Raw genomic sequence first — 25,726 nt, forward strand, 5'->3', positions numbered from 1 at the left:
GCCGCCTCGCCCCATTTGTGAGAAGCTCCATTGGAGCGTCCATGGACAAACTCCCGCACTGACATCAATCACTGCGCAATCGCATGGCTCACAACCGAGCGGAAGGTGAGGATACAACATCGCTTACTCTGCAGTGCCGGACGTCAAACGCCCCGATTACTGGGCTCCTGCCTTCGCAGGAGCGACGAGAGGAGGCGGTGTGGCCGCCGCCCTCCTTGTTTGCCTCGTCTGAGGCTGATGCTTTCCCCGCAAAAGCTCTCAAACTTCGTCGCTCCTGCGCAGGCAGGAGCCCAGTAACCACATGACTGCGTTGGTTTCTGCAGTGCCGGACGTCAAACGCCCCGATTACGAGGCCCCTGCCTTCGCAGGAGCGACGAGAGGAAGCGGTGTGCCAGTCTTCGTTGTTGGCCTCATCTGCGGCGACTGTTGTCCGGTGGGCACAGGGGCGGGGATGACCAACCGGGTGTATCGCAGCCAGTTTCACAAAACAAAAAAGGCGCCCGGTGGGCGCCTTCGATGTCTGGAACCAGGGATCAAGCTTACTTGATCTTGGCTTCCTTGAAGTCGACGTGCTTCTTCGCGATCGGGTCGTACTTACGCTGAGACATCTTCTCAGTCATGGTACGGGAGTTCTTCTTGGTGACATAGAAGAAACCGGTGTCAGCGGTGGAAAGCAGCTTGATCTTGATGGTGGTCGCCTTGGCCATGGCCTTGGATCCTGTTCTTGTTTGTCCGGCAAACACTCGATGCTGCCAGAATCTGGCGCCCGTTGAGTTCGCTTAGAGAGTACGAAATCAGGGCGCAAACTACTCATAAGCCGGCCAAAGTCAAGCTCTGGCGGGCATTGGCGGCAAAATTCCCCGTGGGAGGTTAAAGCAGGTCCCGCTGGAAGCCCTGGCCACGCTGGAAATAGAACGGCACAGGCGTTGCCGGTGACAGCTCCGGATCTTCAGTCAGGCGTGTTGCCAGGTCACCAAGGATCGTCTGGGTGATCACCGGCAGCTCGAGATCACGCGTCTCGGCCAGGGTCAGCCAGGCCACATCCTCCAGTTCGCCCGAAGGACCTGCGGCATCCGGCAGGCGATCAGCAATCGCATCCGAGAAAACCGCCAGGAATCGTGTGTCGAAACGGCGAGGCCGCCCTGGTGGCGTTACGGCTCTGGCGATCATGCGGAACGGGGACAGGTCCAACTCGATGCCACGTTCGGCAAAGGCTATGAGATCGCCTGGCGCACGCCAACTGCGGCCGGTGCGGCGTCCGACAAAGACCCCGGCTTCCTCGTAGGTCTCGCGCACGGCGGCCACCGTGAAGGCCTTCAGGCGGCTGAGAGACAGCTTGCCCTTGGGCCTTGCAGCCAGCCTTGCGGCAACATCGGGGTGATAGTCGGCGACGACAGGCACGCGCGAATCGGTCGGATCGACGCGGCCGCCGGGAAATACGAACATGCCCGGCATGAACACATGGCCCATGTGACGCCGGCCCATCAGCACGCGCACATCGGCGCCGCTGCGATCCAGAATCAGCAGCGTTGCGGCATCACGCGGCCGGATGGTCGGGTGATGCCGGTTGGCCCTGGCCTCCTTCAAAAGGTCTGAGACGCCAGGTGCACTCATCGCAGGTTCGCCACTGGCTCCGCGATTGGCATGTCTTCCTCCGAGTCCGGATCAAAGCCGTGCATGTAGAGCGCCCATTGCAGTCCGACGAGGGCGCCCTTCACGGGCCGCAGGAAGCCGAGCGACAGGATCACCGTCAGGGGCAGCCACAGGCTCATGTGCACCCAGACCTCGGGGCGGTACATCAGTTCAACCGCCAGCATCGCCGGGATGATGATGTGGCCGACGATGGTGATGGTGAAATAGGGCGGGGCGTCATCGGCGCGGTGATGATGCAACTCGGTGCCACAGGCGCTGCAGGTGGGGCTCACCGTCAGGAAACCGTTGAACAGCTTGCCCTTGCCGCAGGCCGGGCAGCGGCACACCATGCCGCGCAGCATGGCTTCGGCGACATTGCGCTGCGGCTTGTCGCGCGGCGTGTCGATGGTGGCTCCAGCGGCTTCGATATAGGTGACGCTCATGGTCAGGGTGTCCTCTTGCGCAGCGGCCTGGCCGCCTGGGCGCTCTTGCGGTTGCGGCCGATGGCGGCGCGGGGGGAACGCCCCGGCTTCCTGCCGTCCTTGTTGCCTTCGCTCAAGAGAGCAAAGCGCAAGGCGCCGGCAAAGGGCGCTGCTTCAACCAATTCAACCTCAACCCTATCACCAAGCTGGTGTCGTTCGCCTGTCCTGTCTCCGATCAGGGCGTGCGACCCTTCGTCATACCGGTAATAGTCGAGGCCGATGGTTGAGGCCGGAATGAAACCGTCCGCTCCGGTATCGTCCAGACGGATGAACATGCCTGACTTTACAACGCCGGAGATGCGGCCATGGAAGCGGGTGCCGACGCGCTCGCACATCCACAGGGCGATCAGCCGGTCGATCGTCTCGCGTTCGGCCAGCATCGCGCGGCGCTCGGCAGCGGAGACTTCCGCGCCGATGGCCTCGAGCCGGCCTTCGATTTCCTCCGGCAGGCCGTCGCTGCCCAGCCCCAGCGCCCGGATCAGGCCCCGGTGCACGATCAGGTCGGCATAGCGGCGGATCGGCGACGTGAAATGAGCGTACCGGCGCAGGTTGAGGCCGAAATGGCCGATATTGATCGGCGAGTATTCGGCCTGCGCCTGCGAGCGCAGGATCACCTCGTTGACCAGATGCGCCTGCGGGGTGTCCTTCACCTTGGCAAGGATGCCGTTGAACGTTGACGGTCTCAGACCGCCGGCCGACGGCAGCTTCATGTTGAGCGTGGAGAGGAACTCCTTCAGCGAACGCAGCTTCTCCGGGCTCGATGCATCATGGATGCGATAGAGCAGGGGGATCTTCTTCTTTTCCAGCGTCTCGGCGGCGGCCACGTTCGCCTGGATCATGCACTCTTCGATGAGCTTGTGCGCATCAAGGCGGTCGGGGACATAGACGTGATCGACGGTGCCATCCGGCTTCAGCTTGATCTTGCGTTCCGGCAGGTCGAGATCCAGCGGCTCTCGTGCGTCCCTGCCGAGGCAGAGGCAGGCATAGGCCGCCCACAACGGCTTCAGGATCGGCTCCAGCAGCGGTCCGGTCTTGTCGTCCGGCTGTCCGTTGATCGCCGCCTGCGCCTGTTGGTAGGACAGTTTCGCGGCAGAGCGCATCAGCACCCGGTGGAACGAATGCGCGATCTTGCGGCCGGTCTTGTCGAACACCATGCGCAGGCCGAGCGCCGGGCGGTCGACGTTCTCCTTCAGCGAGCACAGTTCGTTGGAGATGCCTTCCGGCAGCATCGGGATCACCCGGTCCGGGAAATAGACCGAGTTGCCGCGCAAATGCGCTTCCCGGTCGAGCGCCGAGCCCGGGCGGACGTAGTGCGCAACATCGGCAATGCCGACAAACACCACATGCCCGCCCTCGTTGGCCGGATCCTGATCCGGTTCGGCATAGACCGCGTCGTCGTGATCCTTGGCGTCGGCCGGATCGATGGTGATCAGCGGGATCTTGCGCCAGTCCTCGCGCTTGCCAAGGGTGACCGGCTCGGCCCGTTCGGCTTCCACCTCGACCACCGCCGGGAAGACATGCGGGATGTTGTGGCTGTGCAGGGCGATTTCCGACACGGCCATTTCGGAGTTCATCGAGCCGAAGCGGCGCAGGATCTTGGCGCGCGGCGAGCCGTAACGGCCCGTGCGGGTGATCTCGACGCTGACGAGATCACCCTCGGCGGCGTCCTTCAGATCCGACGGATCGATGTCGAGTTCGCGTTGCTTGCGGTCGATGGGCTCCAGATACGGCGGCTGATGGGCTGCGCGCTGGCGCAGGATGCCGAGGATCGCGCCTTGCTGCTTCTCCAGCACCTTCAGCACCCGGGCGGCATAGCGCGCCTCCGGACCCGGATCGGGATCGGCGAGGCGCACCAAGGCCCGGTCGCCGATTCCCGGCTGGGTACCGCGCGGGGCGTCCTTGCGGGTGACGACCAGCACCTGCGGCGGCGGACCTGCCTCCTCGTCCCAGTTGACCGGTTCGCCCAGCAGTTCGCCGTCGCGGTCGCGGGCGTTCAGATAGACGACCAGGATCGGCGGCAGGTCACCCGGGCGGATCAGCTTCTTCTCGCGCCGCTCGACCAGGCCTTCCTCGGCCAGGCCCTTGAGGAGGCGTTTCAGCTCGATGCGGCCGGCGCCGATAATGCCAAAGTGGCGGGCAACCTCGCGCTTGCCGGCCTTGCCGGGGTTCTCAGCGACAAAGGCGAGGATATCCTCGCGCGAGGGAAAGGCGCCGGGGGTCTTCTGCGTCTTGGCCGCGACCTTGCGCGGCTTGGGGCGTTTTGTGCTCAAGTGTCCTTCTTGGTGCCAGCGGCACCTGCTTTGGCTTTCGGCGTGGTCGCCGTCTTCTTTGCGGTCGTCGTCTTCTTGGCGGCCGCCTTCTTCGGCGCGGCTTCCGCCGCTTCGCCATCTGCGGCGTCGGCCTTCGCCTTCACCGCCTTCTTGGTGGCTGCCGCCTTCGGAGCAGCGGTCTTCTTGGCTGCGGCCTTCTTTGCCGGCGCCTTCTTTGCCGTCGCGCCGCCCTTGGCCTTGATCAGCTCCAGCGCCTGTTCCACGGTCACGGCCATCGGGTCGCTGCCCTTCGGCAGGGTGGCATTCACCTTGCCCCAGTTGACATAGGCCCCGTAACGGCCATCACGGATGGTGATCGGCCCGCCATCGGGATGATCGCCGAGTTCCTTCAGTGCGGCCGGAGCGGAGCGCCCGCGTGCGCCCTTGGAGCGTTTTTCCGCCAGAAGATCGACCGCTCGGTTGATCCCGACCGAGAACACCTCATCAGCCGAGGCAAGGTTGGCATAGGTTCCTTCATGGACAATGAAGGGACCGAAGCGGCCAATGCCGGCCGAAATCATCTTGCCGTCTTCCGGATGCAGGCCGATCTCGCGCGGCAGCTTCAACAGCTGCAAGGCCTTGTCCAGCGTCAGGTCCGCGGCTGACCAGCCCTTGGGCAGGGAGGAGCGTTTCGGCTTGGCCTCGCCCTTCACTTCCTCGCCCAGCTGCACATAGGGGCCAAACCGGCCGGAGCGCAGGGACACTTCCAGCCCGCTGTCCGGATCGGTGCCCAGCACCTTCGGGCCATCGGATGCCGCTTCCCCGTCCTCGCCGTCCTGGCCCCGGGCGAGCTGGCGGGTGTAGCTGCATTCGGGATAGTTCGAGCAGCCGATGAAGGCCCCGAAACGGCTGACCTTCAGCGACAGCTGGCCGGTCGAGCAGGTCGGGCACGCGCGTGGATCCTTGCCGTCCTCGCGCACCGGGAAGATATGCGAGGCCAGCAGCTCGTTCAGGGCGTCGATGACCTGCGACACGCGCAGATCCTTGGTCTCACCCACGGCGGCGGAGAAGTCGCGCCAGAACGCGGCCAGAACATCGCGCCAGGACAGTTCACCGGCCGAGATGCGGTCAAGCTGCTCTTCCAGGCTCGCGGTGAAGTCGAACTCCACATAGCGCGAGAAGAAGCTTTCGAGGAACGCCGTGACGATGCGGCCCTTGTCCTGCGGCACCAGCTGCTTCTTGTCGAGTTCCACATACTCGCGGTCGCGCAGGGTCTGCAGCGTCGAGGCGTAGGTCGACGGGCGGCCGATGCCCAGCTCTTCCATCTTCTTGACGAGGCTGGCTTCGGTGTAGCGCGGCGGCGGCATGGTGAAATGCTGCTCCGCCTCGATCGGGCTCGGCTTGCCTTCAACGGTGCCAAGGCCCAGCGGTGCGCCGTCGTCAACGGCGGGCAGGCGGTTTGCCGCCTCGTCGTCGTCGTCGTCGCGGCCTTCCTGATAGAGGGCGAGGAAGCCGTCGAACCGGACAACCGAGCCGGTGGCGCGCAGCGCGGCGGACTTGCCCGCACCGGACGCCGCGATGTCGATGGTCGTGCGCTCCAGCACGGCCGATTCCATCTGGCTCGCCATGGTGCGCTTCCAGATCAGCTCATAGAGCCGGGCCTGGTCGGGATCGAGGAAGCGGGCCACATCGCGCGGGCGGCGGAACAGGTCGGTCGGGCGCACGGCTTCGTGCGCTTCCTGGGCGTTCTTGGCCTTGGAGGAATAGAAGCGCGGCTTTTCGGGCACATAGTTGTCGCCGAAGTCGCTGGCGATCACCTTGCGGGCGGCGGAAATCGCCTCACCGGCGATCTGCACGCCGTCGGTTCGCATATAGGTGATGAGACCGGTGGTCTCGCCGCCAAGGGTGATGCCTTCATAGAGCTTCTGCGCCACCTGCATGGTGCGGGCGGCGGCAAAGCCGAGCTTGCGCGAGGCTTCCTGCTGCAGCGTCGAGGTGGTGAAGGGCGGCTGCGGGTTGCGCTTGGCCGGCTTGGAGACGACGCTCTCCACCCGGTAGCTGGCGCTTTCCAGCATGCGCTTGATCGTCAGCGCCTGGTCTTCGGTCTTGATGTCGAGACGCGTCAGCTTCTTGCCCTCGAAGCCGACTACTGAGGCCTGCAGCGCTTCGCCCTTCGGGGTCTTCAGGTTGGCGAGGATCGACCAGTACTCTTCCTTGACGAAGGTCTCGATCTCCATCTCGCGGTCGCAGATGAGGCGCAGCGCCACGGACTGCACGCGGCCGGCCGAGCGGGCGCCGGGCAGCTTGCGCCACAGCACCGGCGACAGGGTGAAGCCGACGAGATAGTCGAGCGCACGGCGGGCGAGATAGGCATCGACCAGCGGCGTGTCGATCGGACGCGGGTTCTTCATCGCCTCCAGGATCGACTGCTTGGTGATCGCGTTGAACACAACGCGCTCGACCGGCATGTCCTTGAGGACCTTCTTCTTCTGCAGCACTTCCAGAACGTGCCACGAAATCGCTTCCCCTTCGCGATCCGGGTCAGTTGCGAGAATCAGTCTGTCGGCGCCTTTGACGGCGGCGGCGATCTCGTTCAGGCGCTTCTGCGACTTTGCGTCGACCTCCCAGGTCATCGCGAAGTCCTCGTCGGGCAGCACCGAGCCATCCTTGGCCGGCAGGTCGCGCACGTGGCCGTAGGAGGCGAGGACGTGATAGTCGGAGCCCAGATACTTGTTGATCGTCTTGGCCTTGGCCGGCGATTCCACGATGACGATATTCATTGCGACCCAAACGTTCGAGCACGGTCGCGCCAAGGCTGCGGGCCTGGAGGCTGAGCGCAGCGGCACGAACAAAATTTTGCGGCGACGATCCGGGATCGCAGGCCGTGTGTCAAATGGACTGTTGCGTCCGGGCGGTCAAGTCGCATGACCTCACCCCCTTTTTCAATCCTTTCGGGAGAACACGGCCGGCGCAAGCCCTGCGGGATCGGCAATTCCTGCGGATTGGACGCTTGTTCACACCAGAAGTGACACCCGCTGCCCGGGCGAGCGCTCCAGCCGGCCGGCGAGTTCCAGCTCGAGCAGCAGCACCAGAACGGTCCGCGCCGGCAACCCCGTGTCGCGGATCAGCTCGTCGATCCCGACCGGCGTCGGCCCCAGCGCTTCCATCAGCCGGGCCCGGTCGGTCGGCCGCGCGCCCTCCGCAATCGGCCCGTCGCCATGTCCCGGCTCGTCCAGATCGAGATCGGGAACAAAGTCCGGCGCAATGCGTCCCGACAGGCTCTCCAGCACATCAGCGGTCGAGGTGATCAGCGTCGCGCCCTGACGGATCAGATGATTGCAGCCCTCGCAGCGCGGATCGAGCGGCGATCCGGGCACGGCGAGGATGTCGCGGTTCTGCTCCAGCGCGAAGCGGGCGGTGTGCAACGAGCCCGAGCCCTTGGCGGCCTCCACCACGATCACGGCAATCGACAGCCCGGAAATGACCCGGTTGCGCCGGGGAAAGTCGCGCCCGCGCGGGCTCCAGCCGAAGGGCATCTCGCTGATTGCCGACCCGCCAGCGGCGAGCAGGCGCTGCAGCAGGTCAGCGTTCTCCGGCGGATAGAGCACGTTCACCCCGCCGGCGAACACGGCCACCGTCCCGCCCGGCAGCGAGGCCTCATGGGCGGCGGCATCGATGCCCCGGGCAAGGCCGGAGACGATGACATAGCCTTCGTTCGAGAGTTCCCGGGCAAGCTGTGCGGCAAACTTGCGCCCCGCCAGCGAGGCATTGCGCGCCCCGACGATGGCCAGCGCCTTGGGCTGGGCGAGGGTGGCACCGGAGCCGCGCAGGGACAGGAGGGGAGGCGGGCCGTCGATATGGCGCAAATGCGGCGGATAGTCTGCCTCGCCAAGCGCCACCAGCCTTGCCCCGGCACGGGCATGGGCCTCAAGTTCCGCTTCGGCCTCCTCGCGGCTGCAGATGCGGATCGCGGCCTTGCCGCCCCGGCGCGAGAGGTCCGGCAGCCCTTCAAGGGCCTGTTCGGCCGAGCCGAAATGATTGATCAGGCTGCGGAACGTGGCCGGGCCGACGTTTTCACTGCGGATGAGACGGAGCCAGGCGAGACGCTGAATATCACTGAGGTGACGGGCGCGGCCGGGCTCTGGCGTCATGACGCGGGATCAGCTCCCTCTGCCGCCGGCTTGCTCTTGGAACCGATCTTCGATTCCTGACCCTTGAGCAGGCGGCCGATGTTCTCATGGTGCTTGGCCCACAACATCAGCGTCAGCACGCCGAAAAGTTCGGCCAGTTGCCACTGGTCCAGAAGCACCAGCAGCACGGGGCTGGCAAGGCTTGCCGTCAAAGCGGAGAGCGAGGAATAACGGCTGAGATAGGCAACCGCGATCCAGATCAGGGCGAAGGCGACGCCAACCGGCCAGGCTAGGCCGAGCAGGATGCCGAGATAGGTGGCTACTCCCTTGCCGCCCTTGAACTTCAGCCAGACCGGGAACAGATGGCCCAGAAACGCACCGAACCCGGCGACCATGGCCATTTCCTGCCCGTAGAAATGCGAGACAAGCAGCACCGCGACCGTGCCCTTCAGCGCATCGCCCAGCAGCGTTGCCGCCGCCAGCGACTTCTTGCCGGTGCGCAGCACATTGGTCGTTCCGATGTTGCCCGAGCCGATCTTGCGGATATCGCCGAGACCCGCCATGCGCGTGATGATCAGACCAAAGGGGATCGACCCCAGCAGGTAACCAAGGCCAAGTGCAGCGGCGTAATAGGGCCAGGCATAGGCCCAGCTGATCGGATCCGGCACGGGTGAGGCTCTCCGTTAGTGGCTCAAGCGTAGTCGTAGACCTTGCGGCCTGCAACGATTGTGGTGAGGACGCGGCCGGAGAAACGGGCGTCCTCGAAGGGCGAGTTCTTCGAACGCGAGCGGATCGCCTTCTTTTCCAGCACCCACGGACGGTCGACGTCGAACACGATCACATCCGCCGGGGCTCCGGCCGTCAGCCGCCCGGCCTCAAGCCCGAGCCGGTTGGCCGGGTTCAGCGTCATGGCCCGAAGCAGCGGCAGCAGCTCGATGTCGCCGGCATGATACAGGCGCAAGGCCGCGGCCAGCAGCGTCTCCAGCCCGATGGCCCCGTCCTCGGCGTCCGCCCAGGGGTGGCGCTTCGTCTCCACGTCCTGCGGATCGTGGTTGGAGCAGATGACGTCGATGCTGCCATCGGCGACGGCGGCGACCATTGCCATCCGGTCCTCTTCGCTGCGCAGCGGCGGCGACATCTTGAAGAAGGTCCGGTAGGGCCCGATGTCGTTCTCGTTCTGCGTCAGATGGTTGATCGACACACCGGCGGTCACGTCCAGCCCCCGGTCCTTGCCGACGCGCACCACGTCGGCCCCGTCCGATGTGGAGACGAGATTGGCGTGGTAGCGGCCCTTCGACATGGCCACGAGGCGCAGGTCGCGCTCCAGCATGATGATCTCGGCCTCGCGCGGCACACCCGACAGCCCCTTCCAAGAGGCGTTGAGCCCGGCGTTCATCGAGCCACCGGCCAGATCCGGGTCTTCCGTGTGATGCACGACGAGGGCCCCGAAATCCTTCGCATAGGTCAGGATGCGGCGCATGATCTGGGCGTTGCGCACCGACTTGTGGCCGTTGGTAAAGGCCACGGCGCCGGCTTCCTTGAGCAGGCCGATCTCGGTCATGTCCTGGCCGGCGAGACCCTTGGTCAGGGCCGCCATCGGCCGGACATTGACGATGGCCGTGTCGCGGGCGCGGCGCAGGATGAAGTCCACCAGCGCCGGATCGTCGATCACCGGATCGGTCTCGGGCAGGGTGACGATGGTGGTGACGCCGCCGGCCGCCGCCGCCTGACTGGCGCTGGCAAAGGTCTCGCGGTGTTCATGGCCGGGTTCGCCAACGGACACGCACATGTCGATGAGGCCGGGCGCGACGACCGCGCCGTCGCAGTCACGCACTTCGGCGCCATAGGGCGTGCCCTGGTTCAGCGCTTCGGGACCGGCAGCGAGGATCGTGCCATCGGCAATGATGACCGCGCCCGGCGCATCGATGCCACGGGCCGGGTCGATCACCCGTGCGTTGGTCAGGACCAGGGGTTTTGGCGTGTCAGCAGCCACGGCTCTTCATCCTAATGGTTCGGCAGATGCGCGGCGAGGGCCTCGAGCACGGCCATGCGCACGGCCACGCCCATTTCCACCTGCTCGCGGATCAGGCTCTGCGGACCGTCGGCCACCGCCGGATCGATCTCGACGCCCCGGTTCATGGGACCTGGATGCATCACCAGCGCGTCGTCCTTGGCATAGGCCAGCTTCTCGGCATCAAGGCCGTAGAAGCGGTAATACTCGCGGACCGAAGGAATGAAGGCACCGTTCATGCGCTCGCGTTGCAGCCGAAGCATCATGACGATGTCCGCGCCCTTAAGGCCTTCATTCATGTCGCGGAACACTTCCACGCCCATCCGGTCGATGCCGCTCGGCAGCAGGGTGGAGGGGGCGACGACGCGCACCCTTGCACCCAGCGCGTTGAGCAGGATGATGTTCGAGCGCGCCACGCGGGAATGCAGAATGTCGCCGCAGATGGCGACCGTCAGCCTTGCGATCTTGCCCTTGTGGCGGCGGATCGTCAGGGCGTCCAGAAGGGCCTGCGTCGGGTGCTCGTGCTGGCCGTCGCCCGCGTTGATCACCGAACAGTCGACCTTGCGGGCGAGCAGATGCACCGCGCCGGCCGCATGGTGGCGCACGACAAGGATGTCGGGATGCATGGCGTTCAGCGTCGCCGCCGTGTCGATCAGGGTCTCGCCCTTCTTCACGGAAGAGGCGGCGACCTGCATGTTCATCACGTCAGCGCCAAGGCGCTTTCCGGCGATCTCGAAGGACGACTGGGTCCGGGTCGAGGCCTCGAAGAACAGGTTGATCTGTGTTCTGCCCCGCAGCACGGGACGGATCTTCTCGACTTGGCGGGAGACCTCGACGGCCTGGTCCGCACGGTCCAGGAGCCCCAGGATTTCGTGGGGTTGAAGGCCTTCGATGCCCAACAGATGTCGATGGGGAAAGAGGCCGGCTCGATGGGGATCATTTGCGCTCATCGAGGCAATGGCTATAGGCGGAGTCGAGAACTGCCGCAAGCTTGCAGCCCCGCTTTTCTGGGGGCGATCCCTCAGACAAGCACGGCGAGGCAGAAGGGGATCGTCAGGATCGCCGCGACGGTCTGCACGGTGAGGATTTCCGCCATCAGCCGGTGGTCACCGCCCATCTGCGCGGCCAGCAGATAGGACGCGCTGGCAGAGGGCACAGCCGTCGCAATGATCCCGGCCAGCAGGGCATCGCCGGTAACGCCGAGCAGATGGCACAGCCCGGCGACCAGCGCCGGCATGACGAGAAGCCGGGCAAAGGTGCCGATCAGCAGCGCCGCCCCCGGCCGGCGCAGGGCCGACAGGTCGAGGCTCGCACCGACGCAGAGGATGCCGATGGGCAGTGAGGCGAGGCCAATCTGGTGCACGCTGTCCATCACTGGCGCGGGCAGGGGGTTGCCCAGAATGTTCAGCACAAGTCCCGCCGTCGTCGAGACGATGAACGGATTGCGGACGAGATCGAGCCCGATCCGCTTCAGCGTCGGGGCAGAGCCTCCGGCGTAGCGCGACAGGATCAGCACCGACAGCACGTTGAGCATCGGGATCATGGCGATCATCGCAACCGCCAGCAGCGCCAGTCCGGTCGCGCCGATCATTTCGCCAATCAGCGCCAGCGCGATGAACGAATTCCAGCGCGCGACGCCCTGGTAGATCGAGGTAAAGGCCGGGCCTGACACCTTGAACCGGGCAGCCAGCAACGGCCGCACAGCCAGAAGCGCAACTGTAACGATCAGGATCGCGCCGATCAGCGCGGCGCCCAGCCCCAGCGCCGGGATCTCGCTGAAATCGGCCCGGGCAACGGTCTCGACAATGATCGCCGGGAACAGGATGAAGTAGGCCAGGCGCTCGATCCCGCGCCATTGCTCACCCGTGACAAGGTTGATGCGGGCAAGGCCCAGCCCCAGCGCCGTGATCAGGATCACCGGCAGAAGCGCGTCGAGGATCATCTGCATGGTGGTCTGCGCTCAGTCTTCTGTGCCGTCGTCGTAGATGGGAAAGCGGGGGCCGGAGCTGGTGCTGCCGAGCTGGAGATAGCCGAGCCGGTCAAGGAAGCCCTGCAGGATGTAGGCCGCAGCCATCTTGTCGACGAGCTCGGCCCGCCGCGCCCGGCTGCGGTCGGCCTCGATCAGCGTTCGCGTCACGGCCGCCGTCGACAGGCGCTCGTCCCACAGGGTCATCGGCAGGTCGGTCTTCTCGGCCAGGTTCCGGGTAAAGGACCGGGTCGACTGCACGCGCGGACCCTCGGTGCCATCCATGTTCAGCGGCAGGCCGATGACCATGCCGCCGATCTTGTGGGTCTGGCAGATATCCAGGAGCTTTGCCGCGTCGAGGGTGAACTTCTCCCGCCGGATCGTCTCCAGCGGCGTTGCAATGCCACGGCCAAGGTCGGACAGCGCCAGGCCGATGGTCTTGGTGCCAAGGTCGAGCCCGATGAGCCGGCTGCCGGGGGCGACAGCGGCGACAAAGTCCTCAAGCGATAGGGTCGGATCAGATGCCATGCTCCCCGTGTATCAGGGGCGTGACAGCCACGCCAGACAGCTTGTGGCCAGACAGCTTGTGGCCTGATGGCTTGTTGCCTGCGGCCGGCCTTCTATACTCCCCCCGGAAAACCGGGCCAGCCGGCCCGCGACAGGGAGCTTGATGCGATGAAACTGACCTGGTTTGGCCATTCCGCCTTCCGTGTCGACCTGAACGACGCCGTCGTCCTGATCGATCCGTTCTTCACCGGCAATCCGGCCTTTCCGGCGGGCGCGAGCGTCGAGGCGGCAAGCGAGGGCGTCACGCACATTCTCCTCACCCATGGCCACGACGACCACATCGGCGACACGATCGCGATTGCGACCGCCAGCGGAGCGCAGGTGACGGCAAACTATGAAATCTGCATGTGGCTCATGAGCAAGGGTGTCGCCAACATCAACCCGATGAACGCGGGCGGCATGATTGACACCGGTCCCTTCAAGGTGGCCCTGACCCCGGCGGTGCATTCCTCCGCCACCAGCCACGCCGGGGAGGGGCTCACCTACATGGGCAATCCGCATGGCATCGTGCTGGCTGCGCCGGGGGAAAAGGTGCTGCTGCACATGGGCGACACAGATATCTTCGGCGACATGGCCCTGATCAATGAACTTTACCAGCCGAAGATCGGCCTCGTCCCCATCGGGGATCGTTTCACCATGGGCGCCCGCGCCGCCGCCCTGGCCTGCACCCGCTTCTTCGATTTCGACACCATCATCCCCTGCCACTACGGCTCGTTCCCGATCATCGACGCCACCGCCGACGCGTTTGTCTCGGCCATGGGCGCAAAGGCCGGAACGGTTCAGGTGCTGGTGCCGGGCACGGCTGTGGTGGTGTGACGTAGGGGAAGCACTCTCTATAGCTGAAGCAAACCCTCCTGCGGATGTCACCCCGGCCGAGCAACGCGAGAGCCGGGGCCTACTCGCTTCCAGAGCCGTCCGTCTGGCAATCCAGCGCGCAGCAGCGCTTTGAGGCTCTGCGCCAATGCTCCATCACTGCTCGGCGGACGAGTAGGCCCCGGGTCTGCGCTTCGCTGCGCCCGGGGTGACCTCCGTGGGAGGCATGCTGGCTCTGCATCCCGCGCTCTATCGCCTTGATCTCCCTCACACCCCGTTCCACAGCCAGGCCGCCCCGCGCACGCCGGACGAATCGCCGTGTGCGGCCTTGGCGATTGGAACCGAATAGGTGTCGGAGAAGATGAAGGGCCGCATGGCGTCCGGCAGGTCGCGGTACAGCTCGTCCACATTGGACATGCCGCCGCCCAGCACGAACACGTCCGGGTCAAGAATGTTGGCGACCATGGCCATGGCCCGGGCAAGGCGGGCAACGTAGCGCCGGTAGGCGGCCTCGGCCTCGCTGTCGCCAGCGCGCATGGCGGCGATGATGCCGCGTCCGTCCAGCTCACGGCCACAGGCGCGGGCAAAGTCCCATTCCAGCCCCTTGCCGGAAATCCAGCGGTCGAGCGTGCCGTTGTGGCCGGTCCAGCAGTCGGGGCCGGGGAATTCCTCCGCCGTCATCCACGGCACGGGGATGTTGCCCCATTCGCCGCCGATGCCATTGGCGCCGCGATGCGCCTTGCCGTCGATGGCGATGCCCGAGCCGCTTCCCGTGCCGATGATGACGGCATGGACAACATGCGCACCGGCGCCGGCGCCATCGGTTGCCTCCGACACGGCCAGGCAATTGGCATCGTTCTCCACCCGCACCGGGCGGGCGAGGCGGGCCTCCAGATCCTTGTCCAGAGGCTTGCCGTTCAGCCAGGTGGAATTGGCGTTCTTGACGAGGCCGGTCCCCGGCGAGATTGAACCCGGGATGCCGAAGCCGACCGTTCCCGTCTGTCCCGTTGCCGCCTCCGCCCGCGCAACCAGTCCGGCCACGGCTCCGATGCAGCCGTGATAGTCGCCGCGCGGTGTTGCCACCCGCTCGCGGTAGAGTTCACGACCGGCCTCGTCCAGCGCGATGATCTCCAGCTTGGTTCCGCCCCAGTCGATGCCCAGGCGCATGGTCATGTCACAGTCCTCCTCCAGCGCCCCGGCTTGGATTGGCGCCATAGCGTATGTGCCGCAGGACCGGAACGGCTCGCAAGACCGGAGTTGCATGTCGCTTTTCCGGGTGTCGGATGTCGTGCGGGACCGAACGCCGTCGGCCGGGAAATGGCACAGTTTCCGGAACAAGTGGGTGTCGAATTGTGCCTGTCTGGTCCGTTGGCGCCCTGTCCGCGTGGGCGCCAGTGCGGCCCCCTTCCGTGCGAGTGTGCCGATGGCCTGACAAGTTGCCGTCGCGGTGGGCTTTGGAATTAATTTCCCGGATCCAGCGCATTCCGCAAAATATTTATGCGGTCACGACTAAAAAACATCCAGACCATTCGCATTTTCTGCTTTTTCATTTCCGAAAATTTTGCTTTCCTTAGCGGGAGGATTTGATCCGCTGGCGAAAGTCAGGAGCGGGCAATCAGATTTGTGCGATCCGGTCACAGGCCCTTGAGGTCAAAACAAAAGCCGGAAAAGCAGGATGACGGGGAACAGATGGCAAATAACCGGGGCGCGTCGGTCCGCTACGAGAATGTCCAGAAAAGCTATGACGGAGAAACGCTGGTCGTAAAGAACCTCAATCTCGACATTCCCCCCGGTGAATTCCTCACCATGCTGGGGCCGTCGGGGTCGGGCAAGACCACCTGCCTGATGATGCTGGCCGGGTTCGAGCCGGCCACCCATGGCGAGATCTTTCTCAACAACCGGCCGATCAACAAGGTGCCGCCGCACAAGCGCGGCATCGGCATGGTGTTCCAGAACTACGCCCTGTTTCCGCACATGACGGTCGCCGAAAACCTCGCCTTTCCGCTGCAGGTGCGCGGCATGAGCAAGGCCGACCAGGCGGAAAAGGTGAAGCGGGCGCTGGAAATGGTCGAGCTGGGCAAGCTCGGCAACCGCCGTCCGGCCCAGCTCTCCGGCGGGCAGCAGCAGCGTGTCGCCGTTGCCCGTGCGCTGGTGTTCGATCCGGAGCTGGTGCTGATGGACGAGCCGCTCGGCGCACTGGACAAGCAGCTGCGCGAGCAGATGCAGTACGAGATCAAGCACATTCACGAAAATCTCGGCGTCACGGTGGTCTATGTCACCCATGACCAGACCGAGGCCCTGACCATGTCGGACCGGGTCGCCGTGTTCAATGATGGCGTGATCCAGCAGCTGTCGACACCGGATCTCCTCTACGAGGAGCCGCAGAATTCCTTTGTTGCCCAGTTCATAGGCGAAAACAACAAGCTGAGCGGTCAGGTGGTCTCGGTCGACAACGACGCCTGCGAGGTGCTCGTGGCCGGCGGGGTCCGTCTGAAGGCGGACAAGGTCAATGTGTCGGGCGCCGGCGATGCGACCACCCTGTCGCTCCGGCCCGAGCGGGTTGAACTCGCGCCTGAACGGCAGATGGACAACATGCTCGAGGGCCGCATCGAGGAACTGATCTATCTCGGCGACCATATCCGCGTGCGCATGACGGTCTGCGGCAACAGCGAGTTCATCGTCAAGGTCCGCAACCGTTCGGACCGCCGCCGCCTGGACGCCGGCGAGATTGTTCCCATCGGTTGGGAAATGAAGGATTGCAAGGCACTGGATGCCGTTGCGTAATGGAATGCGTGACCGGGGGCGGCAAGATCCCCGGCGCGACGACATGACCGGTCCCGGTCCAACGCTCGAAAGGGGAGCAGATATGAAACTGGCAACCACACTCCTGGCCACGGCAGCGCTGTCGCTGACGTCGATCTCGGTGCAGGCCGCAGACCTGACCATCGTGTCCTGGGGCGGCGCCTACTCGGCCTCGCAGAACAACGCCTACCACAAGCCGTTCATGGCGATGAAGTCAGGCGTCAACATCATCAATGACGAATCCTCCAACGAGGCCGTCGCCAAGCTGCGCGCGATGAACGAGGCCGGCAACGTCACCTGGGACATCGTCGACGTTGAAGGCCCGGACAGCCAGCGCCTGTGCGATGAGGGCCTGGCGATGGAAATCGATCCGGCCGAATGGCTGGCCAAGGCGCCCGATGGCACCGAAGCCTATGTCGATTTCGGCCCGTCGATGATCAACAAGTGTTTCATCCCTCAGATCGTCTTCTCCACCACGTTCGGCTACCGCACCGATGTCAAGGAGTGGAACGGCGCCGTGCCCACCAGCCTCTGCGATATCTTCGATACGGCCAAGTTCCCGGGCAAGCGCAGCCTGGAAAAGCGCCCGAAGAAGAACATCGAATGGGCGCTCCTGTGCGATGGCGTTGCCAAGGACGATCTCTACAAGGTGATGTCGAAGCCGGAAGGCATCCAGCAGGCGCTGGCCAAGCTCGACACCATCAAGAAGGACGTGATCTGGTGGTCGGCCGGCGCTGAAACCCCGCAGCGTCTGGCCGACGGCGAAGCCGTCATCGGCTCGACCTACAACGGCCGCCTGTTCTCCGTCATCGAGGAGCAGAAGCAGCCGGTCGCCATGCTTTGGGACTGGCAGGTGTTTGACTTCGACGGCTGGATCATCCCGGCTGGCGTGAAGGAAGACAAGCTGCCCCTGATCAAGGAATACATCCAGTTCGCCACCGACACGCAGCGTCTTGCTGACCAGGCCAAGTATATTTCCTACGGCCCGGCCCGTGCATCCTCGCAGCCGCTCGTCGGCAAGCATGCGGACCTCGGCATCGACATGGCGCCGCACATGCCGACCAACCCGGCCAACCAGAAGAACTATCTGGTGAACAACATCGAGTGGTGGGCGGACAACCAGGACGAGGTCGAAGCGGCCTTCCAGGTCTGGCTCGCCAAGTAAGCCAGAATATGGGCCGGGCGACACACGCCCGGCCCCCGTTTCCTCGATGCCGGACAGTTCATGACCCAGCTTGATATGCCTGCGCAGGCCCCTGTGCTGACACAGGACGGCCGGCCGCTCAAGGCGAGCCTTTCCCGTGCCTTGCGCCGGGAGAAACTGCGCGCCTTTGTCCTGATCCTGCCGCTGCTCGCCTTCGTGCTGCTGACCTTCGCGGCACCGATCGTCGACATGCTGTTGCGCTCGGTCGACAATTCGATTGTGCCTCAGACCTTGCCGCGGACGGTGGTCGCGCTCGAACTGTGGGATCCCCAGACCGATGAACTGCCGGAGGAGCCGGCCTACGCGGCCCTGGTCGAAGACCTGCGCGAGGCGGTGGCGCAGAAGATGCACACCCGGCTTGGATCGCGCCTCAACTACGAACAGTCCGGTTTCTCAAGCCTGATGCGCAAGTCCGGCCGTGCGGTGGAAACCATCTCGGGGAGTGACGTCAAGGGCCAGCTTATTGCCGCTGATAGTGCCTGGGCCGACCCGCAGATCTGGCGCACCCTGAAGCTTTACTCCGGAACGACCACCAAAGGGTACTTCCTTTCCGCCCTGGATGCCCGCCAGACCCTGGATGGGGTGGAAATGCTCCCCGAGGGTGAACGCATCTATCTGATGCTGTTCGGCCGCACGCTGATGATGAGCCTGACGATCACGCTGCTTTGCGCGTTGATCGGCTATCCGGTCGCCTTCCTTCTGGCGCAGCTGCCGATGCGCACGTCGAACATGCTGATGATCCTGGTGCTGTTGCCGTTCTGGACCAGCCTCCTGGTGCGCACGTCGGCCTGGAAGGTCCTGTTGCAACAGCAAGGTGTCATCAACGACATGCTGGTCTGGATCGGCCTGATCAGTGACGGCAACCGCCTTGTGATGATGAACAATGCCACCGGCACGATCATCGCCATGACGCATATCCTGCTGCCCTTCATGATCCTGCCGCTTTATTCCGTGATGAAGACCATCTCGCCGTCCTACATGCGCGCGGCGCGCTCGCTCGGCGCCAATGACTGGACGGCCTTCTGGCGGATCTACTTCCCCCAGTCGGTGCCCGGCATAGGGGCAGGGGCGGTGCTCGTCTTCATCCTGGCCATCGGCTACTACATCACGCCGGAGCTGGTCGGCGGCACGTCTGGCATCTTCATCTCCAACCGCATCGCCTATCACATCTCCAGTTCGCTCAACTGGGGTCTGGCGGCGGCGCTGGGCGCCCTGCTGCTGATCGCGGTGCTCGTCCTCTTCTATGTCTACGACAAGGTCGTCGGCATCGATAACGTCAAGCTTGGATAGGAGCGCGCCGATGTCTTCCTTGCCCTCCTATGCCTCGCCGCTGCAACGCACCTGGCACTACACGTTCCGGATCATCTGCGGGCTGATCTTCTTCTTCCTGGTGTTCCCGATCCTGGTGATCATCCCGCTGTCGTTCAACGCCCAGGACTTCTTCACCTTCACGCCTGAAATGCTGGCGCTGGATCCGGCCGGCTATTCGACCAAGCATTATGTGGACTTCTTCACCAATCCGGACTGGCAGAAGGCCCTCAAAAACTCCTTCATGATCGCGCCGACGGCGACCCTGCTGGCCACGGTTCTTGGCACGCTTGCGGCCATCGGCCTGTCACAGCCGCATGTGCCGTTCCGCTCGGTGATCATGGCCATCCTGATCTCGCCGATGATCGTGCCGCTGATCATCGCGGCGGCGGGCATGTATTTCTTCTATTCCCGCATCGGCCTGCAGGGCACCTACTGGGGCGTCGTCATGGCCCATGCGGTGCTCGGCACGCCTTTCGTCATCATCACCGTCACGGCAACGCTGGTCGGCTTCGACAACAGTCTGGTGCGGGCGGCGGCCAGCATGGGCGCCGGGCCGATCACCACCTTCTTCAAGGTGCAGATGCCGCTGATCCTGCCGGGTGTCGTCTCCGGCGCGCTGTTTGCCTTCATCACCTCCTTCGATGAGGTGGTCGTGGTCCTGTTCCTGGGCTCTGCCAGTCAGAAGACGCTGCCCTGGCAGATGTTCATCGGCCTGCGCGAGCAGATATCCCCGACGATCCTGGCGGTCGCCTCGATCATGGTGGTGCTCTCAGTCGTGCTCTTGACCGTGCTGGAGCTGCTGCGCCGGCGTTCGGAGCGTCTGCGCGGCGTGACGCCGGCCTGAGACGGATCCTGCAACTTCCCGTTCCCTCCGCTCCGGCGGAGAAAACCGGTGATGCGTTTTGCCTGGGGGTGACCCGGGCTAGAGTTCGAATGACATAGCGATACGGACTTGTTCCCAGAAGGACCCGGGGCGGTACGCCAGTTCCGGGCCGGATACCAGGCGCTCCGCCTGACGCCGGACAAGACCAATCGCACCGATATCGGGCCTGGCGGGCCGGCTTCCTTGACTGGAAGCCGGCCCGTTTTTCGTTTTGGCCGGCTGGGAATAGGCCCACCAGCGCACTCAAGGGGAAGTATTATGCATCACGATGACATGCCGCGACTGCAAGTGCTTGAAAATGGTGAGAAAAGCTGGTCGCCCTTTTCTGCAGGCGAGCTTCAGGGCCGGCAGGACCGTCTGCGGCGGCGGATGGAGGAGTTGAAGCTCGATGCCTGCGTTTTTACCAGCTACCACAACATCTGCTACTTCTCCGGCTTCCTCTACTGCTCCTTCGGCAGCCGCTACGGCTTTGTCGTCGATGAGCACCGCGCGACGGTGATCGCTGCCGGTATCGACGGGGGGCAGCCCTGGCGGCGCGTGCTGGGGGATGCGCTCACCTACACCGACTGGAACAAGGACAATTACTTCCACGCCCTGCAGGCGGCGCTGTTTTCCTCGGGCCGCAAGCCGGCGCGCATCGGCATCGAGTTCGACCACGTGTCCCTCGACCTGATGGCCAAGCTTCAGGCCGCCCTGCCGGGGGTGGAACTGGTCGATGTCAGCGATGCCGTCATGCGCATGCGCACCATCAAGAGCCTTGAGGAACAGGCGCTGATCCGCGAGGGCACGCGCATCTGCGATATCGGCGGCGCGGCGGTGGCCGGGGCTGTGCGGGCAGGGGTTCCCGAGCATGAGGTGGCGCTTGCCGGCACGCAGGCCATGGTCCGGGCGATCGCCGCATCCTTCCCGTTCGTCGAACTGATGGACACCTGGGTCTGGTTCCAGTCCGGCATCAACACGGATGGCGCCCACAATCCGGTGACCAACCGCGTGGTTCAGGCCGGCGACATTCTCAGCCTCAACTGCTTCCCGATGATCTTCGGCTACTACACGGCACTGGAGCGGACGCTGTTCTGCAATCACGTCTCCGACGCGCATCTGCGGCTGTGGGAGATCAATTGCGAGGTTCATCGCGCCGGACTGGAACTGATCCGGCCGGGGGCGCGCTGCTGCGACATTGCCGCCACGCTCAACGACATCTACCGCCGCCATGACCTGCTGCAATACCGCAGCTTCGGCTACGGCCACTCCTTCGGCGTACTCAGCCACTATTACGGCCGCGAGGCGGCGGTGGAATTGCGCGAGGATGTGGAAACGGTACTGGAGCCCGGCATGGTCGTATCCATGGAACCGATGATCATGATCCCGGAAGGCCTGTCCGGGGCAGGCGGTTACCGCGAACACGACATTCTGATCCTCACCGACACCGGAGCGGAAAACATCACCGGCTTTCCCTTCGGCCCCGAGCACAACATCGTCGGCTAGGTCGGACTGGTCAGCCCGGACAGCGTCTGCGCGGGCGGGGACCAGTCGTCCCCGCAGGTTGCGGTGTGCCATCCATACTTCGGGCTGATGAGTGCGCATTTCCCGGTATGGTCGCAGATGACGCAAGGAAATACACTATAAAGATGCGAATCGGGCACATGCTGGCCGGGGGATCTGACGCCGCACCTCACCTCCGACTTGTTAATTGTATATTTTCGAATACAATCAACTATGGACATATGGTGGCTCCCTATTCGCTGCACGCGGAGGAACGCTCCTTTGGGAGGGACGGCAGGAGCCAGGGTCAGACTGAGGAGGATCGACATGACAGACACAGCAGGCCGACGGGACGGGACCGTAGCCATTCACCAGCAGGGGAGGGCATTCGCATGACCCGTCAAACGGACAAGCTTGCCCTTGATCGGCGCAACTTCCTGAAGGTGTTCATGGCCGCCGGCGGTGCCGGCGCGCTGGGATCACTGGCAAGCCAGGCCCGGGCCTCGGCCGTTCAGACCAAGGCCCGGATCGTCATCCTTGGCGCTGGCGCGGCAGGGACAGCTCTCGCCAATCGTCTTGTTGACCGGCTGAGCGGCGCCAGCATCACCATCGTCGATGGCCGCAAGCAGCATCTCTACCAGCCGGGCTTCACGCTCATTGCCGCCGGCCTGAAGCCGGCGTCCTATTCCGTCACCTCGACGACCGACTGGCTGCCCTCCGGCGTCACGCTGGTCGAGGAGGCGGCCGCCAACATCGATCCGGTGTCCCGCAAGGTGACGACCGCCTCCGGCAAGGAACTGGAGTATGACTTCCTCATCCTCGCCACCGGTCTGACGCTTGACTATGGCCAGATCGAAGGCATGTCGATGGATCTCATCGGCAAGAACGGCATCGGCTCGGTCTATGCCGGACCTGACTATGCCGCCATGACCTATGCCGAGATGAGCCGTTTCACCGAGAAGGGCGGCGTCGGCCTGTTCTCGCGTCCGGCAACGGAAATGAAATGCGCCGGCGCGCCGCTCAAATATGCGTTCCTGACTGACGACATTGCCCGGCGCAAGGGCAACCGTGGCAAGCTCGAGATGGTCTATGCCGCGCACAATAAGGCGCTGTTCTCTGTCCCCATCGTCAACGAGAAGCTTCGCATGCTGTTCGAGGACCGGGGCATCGAGGTGCGCCGCGAGCATGTCATGAGTGCCATCGACCCGGGCAAGAAGATCGCCACCTTCCAGACGCCGGACGGCCCCAAGGAGATCGGCTACGACTTTACCAACATCATCCCGCCGATGCGTGCGCCGGATGTGGTGCTGAATAGCCCGCTGCCGTGGCAGGACGGGCCCTGGGTGAAGCAAGGTTGGGCGGAAGTGGACAAGCACACGCTTCGGCATGTCCGGTTCCCCGAGGTCTTCGCCGTCGGTGACATCGCCGGCGTGCCGAAGGGCAAGACGGCGGCCAGCGTCAAGTGGCAGGTGCCGGTGGTCGAGGATCATCTCGTCGCCGCACTGTCGGGCAAGGAGGGGACAGCCAGCTTCGATGGCTACACGTCCTGCCCGATGATCACCCGGATCGGCCGGGCGATGCTGATCGAGTTCGACTACAAGGACAATCTCGTGCCGTCCTTCCCCGGTGTGATCGCGCCGCTGGAGGAACTCTGGGTGTCCTGGTTGATGAAGGAAGTGGCGCTGAAGGCCACCTATAACGCCATGCTGCGCGGCCGCGCCTGAGGGGGAGACATCATGAAAGAACTGACGCCCGGCATGATGATTGCCGTCTTTGAGGAAATGTTTGGGATGGGCCTGTTCTGGGCTCTGGTGGCTGGCGCTGTCCTGGTCACGCTGGCGTTCCTGTTTGTCGTCCTCCGGGATCGCAAGCTGGTTGCCTCGCGCCTGGTGCGGGCCGAACTCCTTGCCCCCATTGGTGCCATTGCCGCGATCCTGTTCGTGCAGTTCGTCACCAGTTCGGGCTTCTCCGACATCGGCGGCCCTGTCGACGTGATCGCGCTGATCCTGATCGGCGTCGCCGGAGCCGGCGGCCTGACCGTGCTCGCCTATGTCCTGCAGGGCCTTCTCGGCAATCGCGCTGGCAAGGCTTCCTGAGGCTTGCGAATCCTCACGCGATAACCAGCCCGTCTTGATCCCGGTCAAGGCGGGCTGTGATATGTCCGCTAGCCTGCGTCGCTGTGCGCCATTGTGAATGCAACACAAGGAGATGCGGGTGATTTCTGAGATCCGGCTCAAGCTGCGGAAGACCGCCTGTCTCGCCAACCTGACGGGCCTTGCCCTGGTCGCAGGGCTTGTCGTCTGGCCCGGCGACCAGCCGGCCGCTGCCGATGAGGCCGCGGCCCTGCGCGGCGAGGCCGTGATTGAAACCTGGTGCCGCGATTGTCATCCGCGGATGGACCAGGATGCGGGAGCCTTCGACGCGCCGCCCTATGAGGTCATTGTCCAGTTGCCGGACCATGACGAAGCCTACTTCCGCCGGTTCCTTGATGAGGATCACTTCCCGATGCCGACGTTCCGCCTGTTCGATCAGGAGAAGGCCGATGTCGTTGCCTATCTCGTCGCACTGAAGCGGCAAGGGCAGAAATAGAAACGGGCGCCACGATTTCCGCAGCGCCCTGTCTGTTCAGCAGCTGTTGTTCGTCTGACCCTATCAGGCGATGAAAACGCCTGCCGCATCGAAAGCCGCACGGGTGCCAATGAAGGAGATCGTGATGTCGTCACCGAACTGGGTGTTGACGAAGGCAATCTGGTCGCCTTCATGGACCACCACATCCGTGTCGACCACGAACAGGAAGTTCGGGCCGTAGCTGTAGACATTCACCTGCTCGAAGGCGGTGACGATACTGCGGACGAGCGAGTTTGCATCTGCGCCGGGGAGGGAGTTCAGCAACTGGCTGCTGTTGTCCTTCAAGGACAGGATTGTCGACGGTGCTGAACTGTCGAAGCTTGTCACCGCATTGACAGTGTCCGAGGTGGCGACGATCGGCAGGACTTCTGCCGCGTCGGCCCCGATCGTGACGGCTACCATGGCCTTGCTGTCGAATGACAGTCCGGCTGGCACAGAGCTTTGGAAGGCCTGAGCTGCTGCAACAAGGACGATGGCGGACGAACTGACGCTGTCAGCTATATCCTTGTCTGAAGAAGAACCGCTGGCCGAACCGCTTGACTTGACTGTCTGCTCGGCTGCGGAAGCCGGGCGTCCAGTCGCGTTGCCGCCTGACGAAGCTGCCACATTGCTTGCGGTGTTTTCATCATGGGCGCTTTGCGTGACTGCGACGGTTTCTCCGGTGGATGCATCCTGGATCTTCGCGGCCTGAATGTTTGTATCATGCCGGGCGACCTGAAGGTCTGCCAGATGCCTAGGCGATCCATCACCGGAAACGCTCGCTTGCTGAGGCTCTTCACCTGCAACGATCCGGCTGTCGACGTCACGGATGATCTGTTCCGATGCATCGGCCAGGGTGATCTTGTCGGAAACACGGCTGTGATCGAGCGCAAGCGCATCGCTATGCGCTTCGTCCGCCGAGATATCCTTGTTCAGGTCATCGCGAACGAGCCCGGCCGTGACGACGATCGCGCCCACCATGGCCGCCATCATCACCGGATTGTCGACGCTTTCCTGCAGACGGGTGAGAACGGCGCGAATCTTGGCAAGCTGGCTGTGGCTGATCTCGTTGAAGCCATTGTTGTCGTCATCACCTTCGTGCGCCTGCGCGGCCTTGCTCTTGACAACAAGGAACACGGCAACCAGCGAGAACAGCAGCTGCGCTGCCGGATGGCTGACGACATTGCCCGGACGCTCGCGATTCTGCTGCAGCTTGCCGCTGATCGCCGCCTCGAACTGGTCGACCGCCTGACGGAAATTCCGCGCCTTGACCTTCACGTTCAGCGGCTCGCTGACCATGATGTATTCGCCGGAGAGCCGGGCGAGGTGCAGGAAGACGTCGTCGCCCGTCGGGTCGAAGAACACCGCCCACGGCTCGTTGCGATCCGTTACGCCCCGGTCCAGGTCCACGCCGAGCCCGTTCTGCTGCAGCAGGTGCAACACGCGGTAGATTTCGGCAAGCTCCTGCTGGCGCCAGTCACCCGTGTTGGACGGGGCAGGCTGCGCGGAGCGGGGCGAGAAGAACAGAAGCGACATGCGTCGGCGGTCCGTTTGCAGGTTCGATCAAGCCAGACTATGGCCGATCCG

At 64.2% G+C, this 25,726-nt stretch carries 22 protein-coding genes; 9 read left to right on the plus strand and 13 right to left on the minus strand.

Features of this window, described 5'->3' with window-relative positions; translation table 11 throughout:
• Positions 1-539: 539 nt before the first annotated feature.
• The 11 genes from rpmG to ruvX all read right to left on the minus strand — a co-directional run bounded on the left by rpmG (position 540) and on the right by ruvX (position 12,998).
• On the minus strand, positions 540-707 hold the full coding sequence (rpmG, locus tag C8348_RS20905; protein ID WP_106755253.1) for a 50S ribosomal protein L33: 168 nt from the start codon (positions 705-707) through the stop codon (positions 540-542).
• Positions 708-870: 163 nt separating this feature from the next.
• Positions 871-1,614 (minus strand): NUDIX hydrolase, encoded by a 744-nt coding sequence (locus tag C8348_RS20910; RefSeq protein ID WP_106755254.1) that lies wholly within the window; start codon positions 1,612-1,614, stop codon positions 871-873.
• The gene (locus C8348_RS20915; RefSeq protein ID WP_106755255.1) at positions 1,611-2,075 is read right to left on the minus strand and encodes a DUF983 domain-containing protein; all 465 of its coding nucleotides are present in this window, start codon (positions 2,073-2,075) and stop codon (positions 1,611-1,613) included. Before C8348_RS20915 ends, C8348_RS20910 begins: the two co-directional genes overlap by 4 nt.
• Before the next feature lie 2 nt (positions 2,076-2,077).
• On the minus strand, positions 2,078-4,384 hold the full coding sequence (gene rnr / locus C8348_RS20920; protein WP_106755256.1) for a ribonuclease R: 2,307 nt from the start codon (positions 4,382-4,384) through the stop codon (positions 2,078-2,080).
• Positions 4,381-7,143, minus strand: coding sequence for a type I DNA topoisomerase (gene topA, locus C8348_RS20925; protein WP_106755257.1), 2,763 nt, complete (start codon positions 7,141-7,143; stop codon positions 4,381-4,383). Before topA ends, rnr begins: the two co-directional genes overlap by 4 nt.
• A gap of 234 nt (positions 7,144-7,377) precedes the next feature.
• On the minus strand, positions 7,378-8,514 hold the full coding sequence (gene dprA / locus C8348_RS20930) for a DNA-processing protein DprA (protein ID WP_106755258.1): 1,137 nt from the start codon (positions 8,512-8,514) through the stop codon (positions 7,378-7,380).
• Positions 8,511-9,161 carry a glycerol-3-phosphate 1-O-acyltransferase PlsY gene (gene plsY / locus C8348_RS20935; protein WP_106755259.1) on the minus strand — a complete coding sequence of 217 codons (651 nt, stop codon included), beginning with the start codon at positions 9,159-9,161 and terminating at the stop codon, positions 8,511-8,513. The genes dprA and plsY overlap by 4 nt, the downstream gene beginning before the upstream one ends.
• Before the next feature lie 23 nt (positions 9,162-9,184).
• Positions 9,185-10,486: a dihydroorotase gene (locus C8348_RS20940; RefSeq protein ID WP_106755260.1), complete on the minus strand. Its 1,302-nt coding sequence runs from the start codon at positions 10,484-10,486 to the stop codon at positions 9,185-9,187.
• An 11-nt stretch (positions 10,487-10,497) separates the two neighbouring features.
• The gene (locus C8348_RS20945) at positions 10,498-11,454 is read right to left on the minus strand and encodes an aspartate carbamoyltransferase catalytic subunit (RefSeq protein WP_106755261.1); all 957 of its coding nucleotides are present in this window, start codon (positions 11,452-11,454) and stop codon (positions 10,498-10,500) included.
• Positions 11,455-11,525: 71 nt separating this feature from the next.
• The gene (locus C8348_RS20950) at positions 11,526-12,452 is read right to left on the minus strand and encodes an AEC family transporter (RefSeq protein WP_106755262.1); all 927 of its coding nucleotides are present in this window, start codon (positions 12,450-12,452) and stop codon (positions 11,526-11,528) included.
• A gap of 12 nt (positions 12,453-12,464) precedes the next feature.
• Positions 12,465-12,998: a Holliday junction resolvase RuvX gene (gene ruvX / locus C8348_RS20955; RefSeq protein WP_106755263.1), complete on the minus strand. Its 534-nt coding sequence runs from the start codon at positions 12,996-12,998 to the stop codon at positions 12,465-12,467.
• A gap of 147 nt (positions 12,999-13,145) precedes the next feature.
• On the opposite strand from ruvX, the gene C8348_RS20960 reads away from it, so the two are divergent.
• On the plus strand, positions 13,146-13,853 hold the full coding sequence (locus C8348_RS20960) for a metal-dependent hydrolase (protein ID WP_106755264.1): 708 nt from the start codon (positions 13,146-13,148) through the stop codon (positions 13,851-13,853).
• Between the two features lie 264 nt (positions 13,854-14,117).
• Here C8348_RS20960 and C8348_RS20965 read toward each other — a convergent pair whose 3' ends face one another.
• Positions 14,118-15,017 (minus strand): ROK family protein, encoded by a 900-nt coding sequence (locus C8348_RS20965; RefSeq protein ID WP_106755289.1) that lies wholly within the window; start codon positions 15,015-15,017, stop codon positions 14,118-14,120.
• Between the two features lie 522 nt (positions 15,018-15,539).
• Between C8348_RS20965 and C8348_RS20970 the strand changes: the two genes are divergently transcribed.
• The 8 genes from C8348_RS20970 to C8348_RS21005 all read left to right on the plus strand — a co-directional run bounded on the left by C8348_RS20970 (position 15,540) and on the right by C8348_RS21005 (position 24,121).
• Entirely contained in the window at positions 15,540-16,634 is a 1,095-nt protein-coding gene (locus tag C8348_RS20970) for an ABC transporter ATP-binding protein (RefSeq protein WP_106755265.1), read from the plus strand.
• An 82-nt stretch (positions 16,635-16,716) separates the two neighbouring features.
• On the plus strand, positions 16,717-17,817 hold the full coding sequence (locus tag C8348_RS20975; RefSeq protein WP_106755266.1) for an extracellular solute-binding protein: 1,101 nt from the start codon (positions 16,717-16,719) through the stop codon (positions 17,815-17,817).
• A 60-nt stretch (positions 17,818-17,877) separates the two neighbouring features.
• Complete coding sequence (locus C8348_RS20980; RefSeq protein ID WP_244294089.1) at positions 17,878-19,146, plus strand: ABC transporter permease; 1,269 nt, start codon at positions 17,878-17,880, stop codon at positions 19,144-19,146.
• A 10-nt stretch (positions 19,147-19,156) separates the two neighbouring features.
• Positions 19,157-20,011 (plus strand): ABC transporter permease, encoded by an 855-nt coding sequence (locus C8348_RS20985; protein WP_106755267.1) that lies wholly within the window; start codon positions 19,157-19,159, stop codon positions 20,009-20,011.
• 297 nt (positions 20,012-20,308) lie between these two features.
• On the plus strand, positions 20,309-21,535 hold the full coding sequence (locus C8348_RS20990) for a M24 family metallopeptidase (RefSeq protein ID WP_198647174.1): 1,227 nt from the start codon (positions 20,309-20,311) through the stop codon (positions 21,533-21,535).
• 389 nt (positions 21,536-21,924) lie between these two features.
• Positions 21,925-23,256: an NAD(P)/FAD-dependent oxidoreductase gene (locus C8348_RS20995; protein WP_198647175.1), complete on the plus strand. Its 1,332-nt coding sequence runs from the start codon at positions 21,925-21,927 to the stop codon at positions 23,254-23,256.
• A gap of 12 nt (positions 23,257-23,268) precedes the next feature.
• Complete coding sequence (locus C8348_RS21000) at positions 23,269-23,628, plus strand: DUF5368 domain-containing protein (protein ID WP_106755268.1); 360 nt, start codon at positions 23,269-23,271, stop codon at positions 23,626-23,628.
• A gap of 118 nt (positions 23,629-23,746) precedes the next feature.
• Positions 23,747-24,121, plus strand: coding sequence for a c-type cytochrome (locus C8348_RS21005; protein ID WP_198647176.1), 375 nt, complete (start codon positions 23,747-23,749; stop codon positions 24,119-24,121).
• 63 nt (positions 24,122-24,184) lie between these two features.
• Here C8348_RS21005 and C8348_RS21010 read toward each other — a convergent pair whose 3' ends face one another.
• Positions 24,185-25,675, minus strand: a complete 1,491-nt coding sequence (locus C8348_RS21010) for a hypothetical protein (RefSeq protein ID WP_106755269.1) — start codon at positions 25,673-25,675, stop codon at positions 24,185-24,187.
• Positions 25,676-25,726 lie beyond the last annotated feature (51 nt).

The sequence above is a fragment of the Pannonibacter carbonis genome, assembly GCF_003012935.1.
Taxonomy (GTDB): Bacteria; Pseudomonadota; Alphaproteobacteria; order Rhizobiales; family Stappiaceae; genus Pannonibacter; species Pannonibacter carbonis.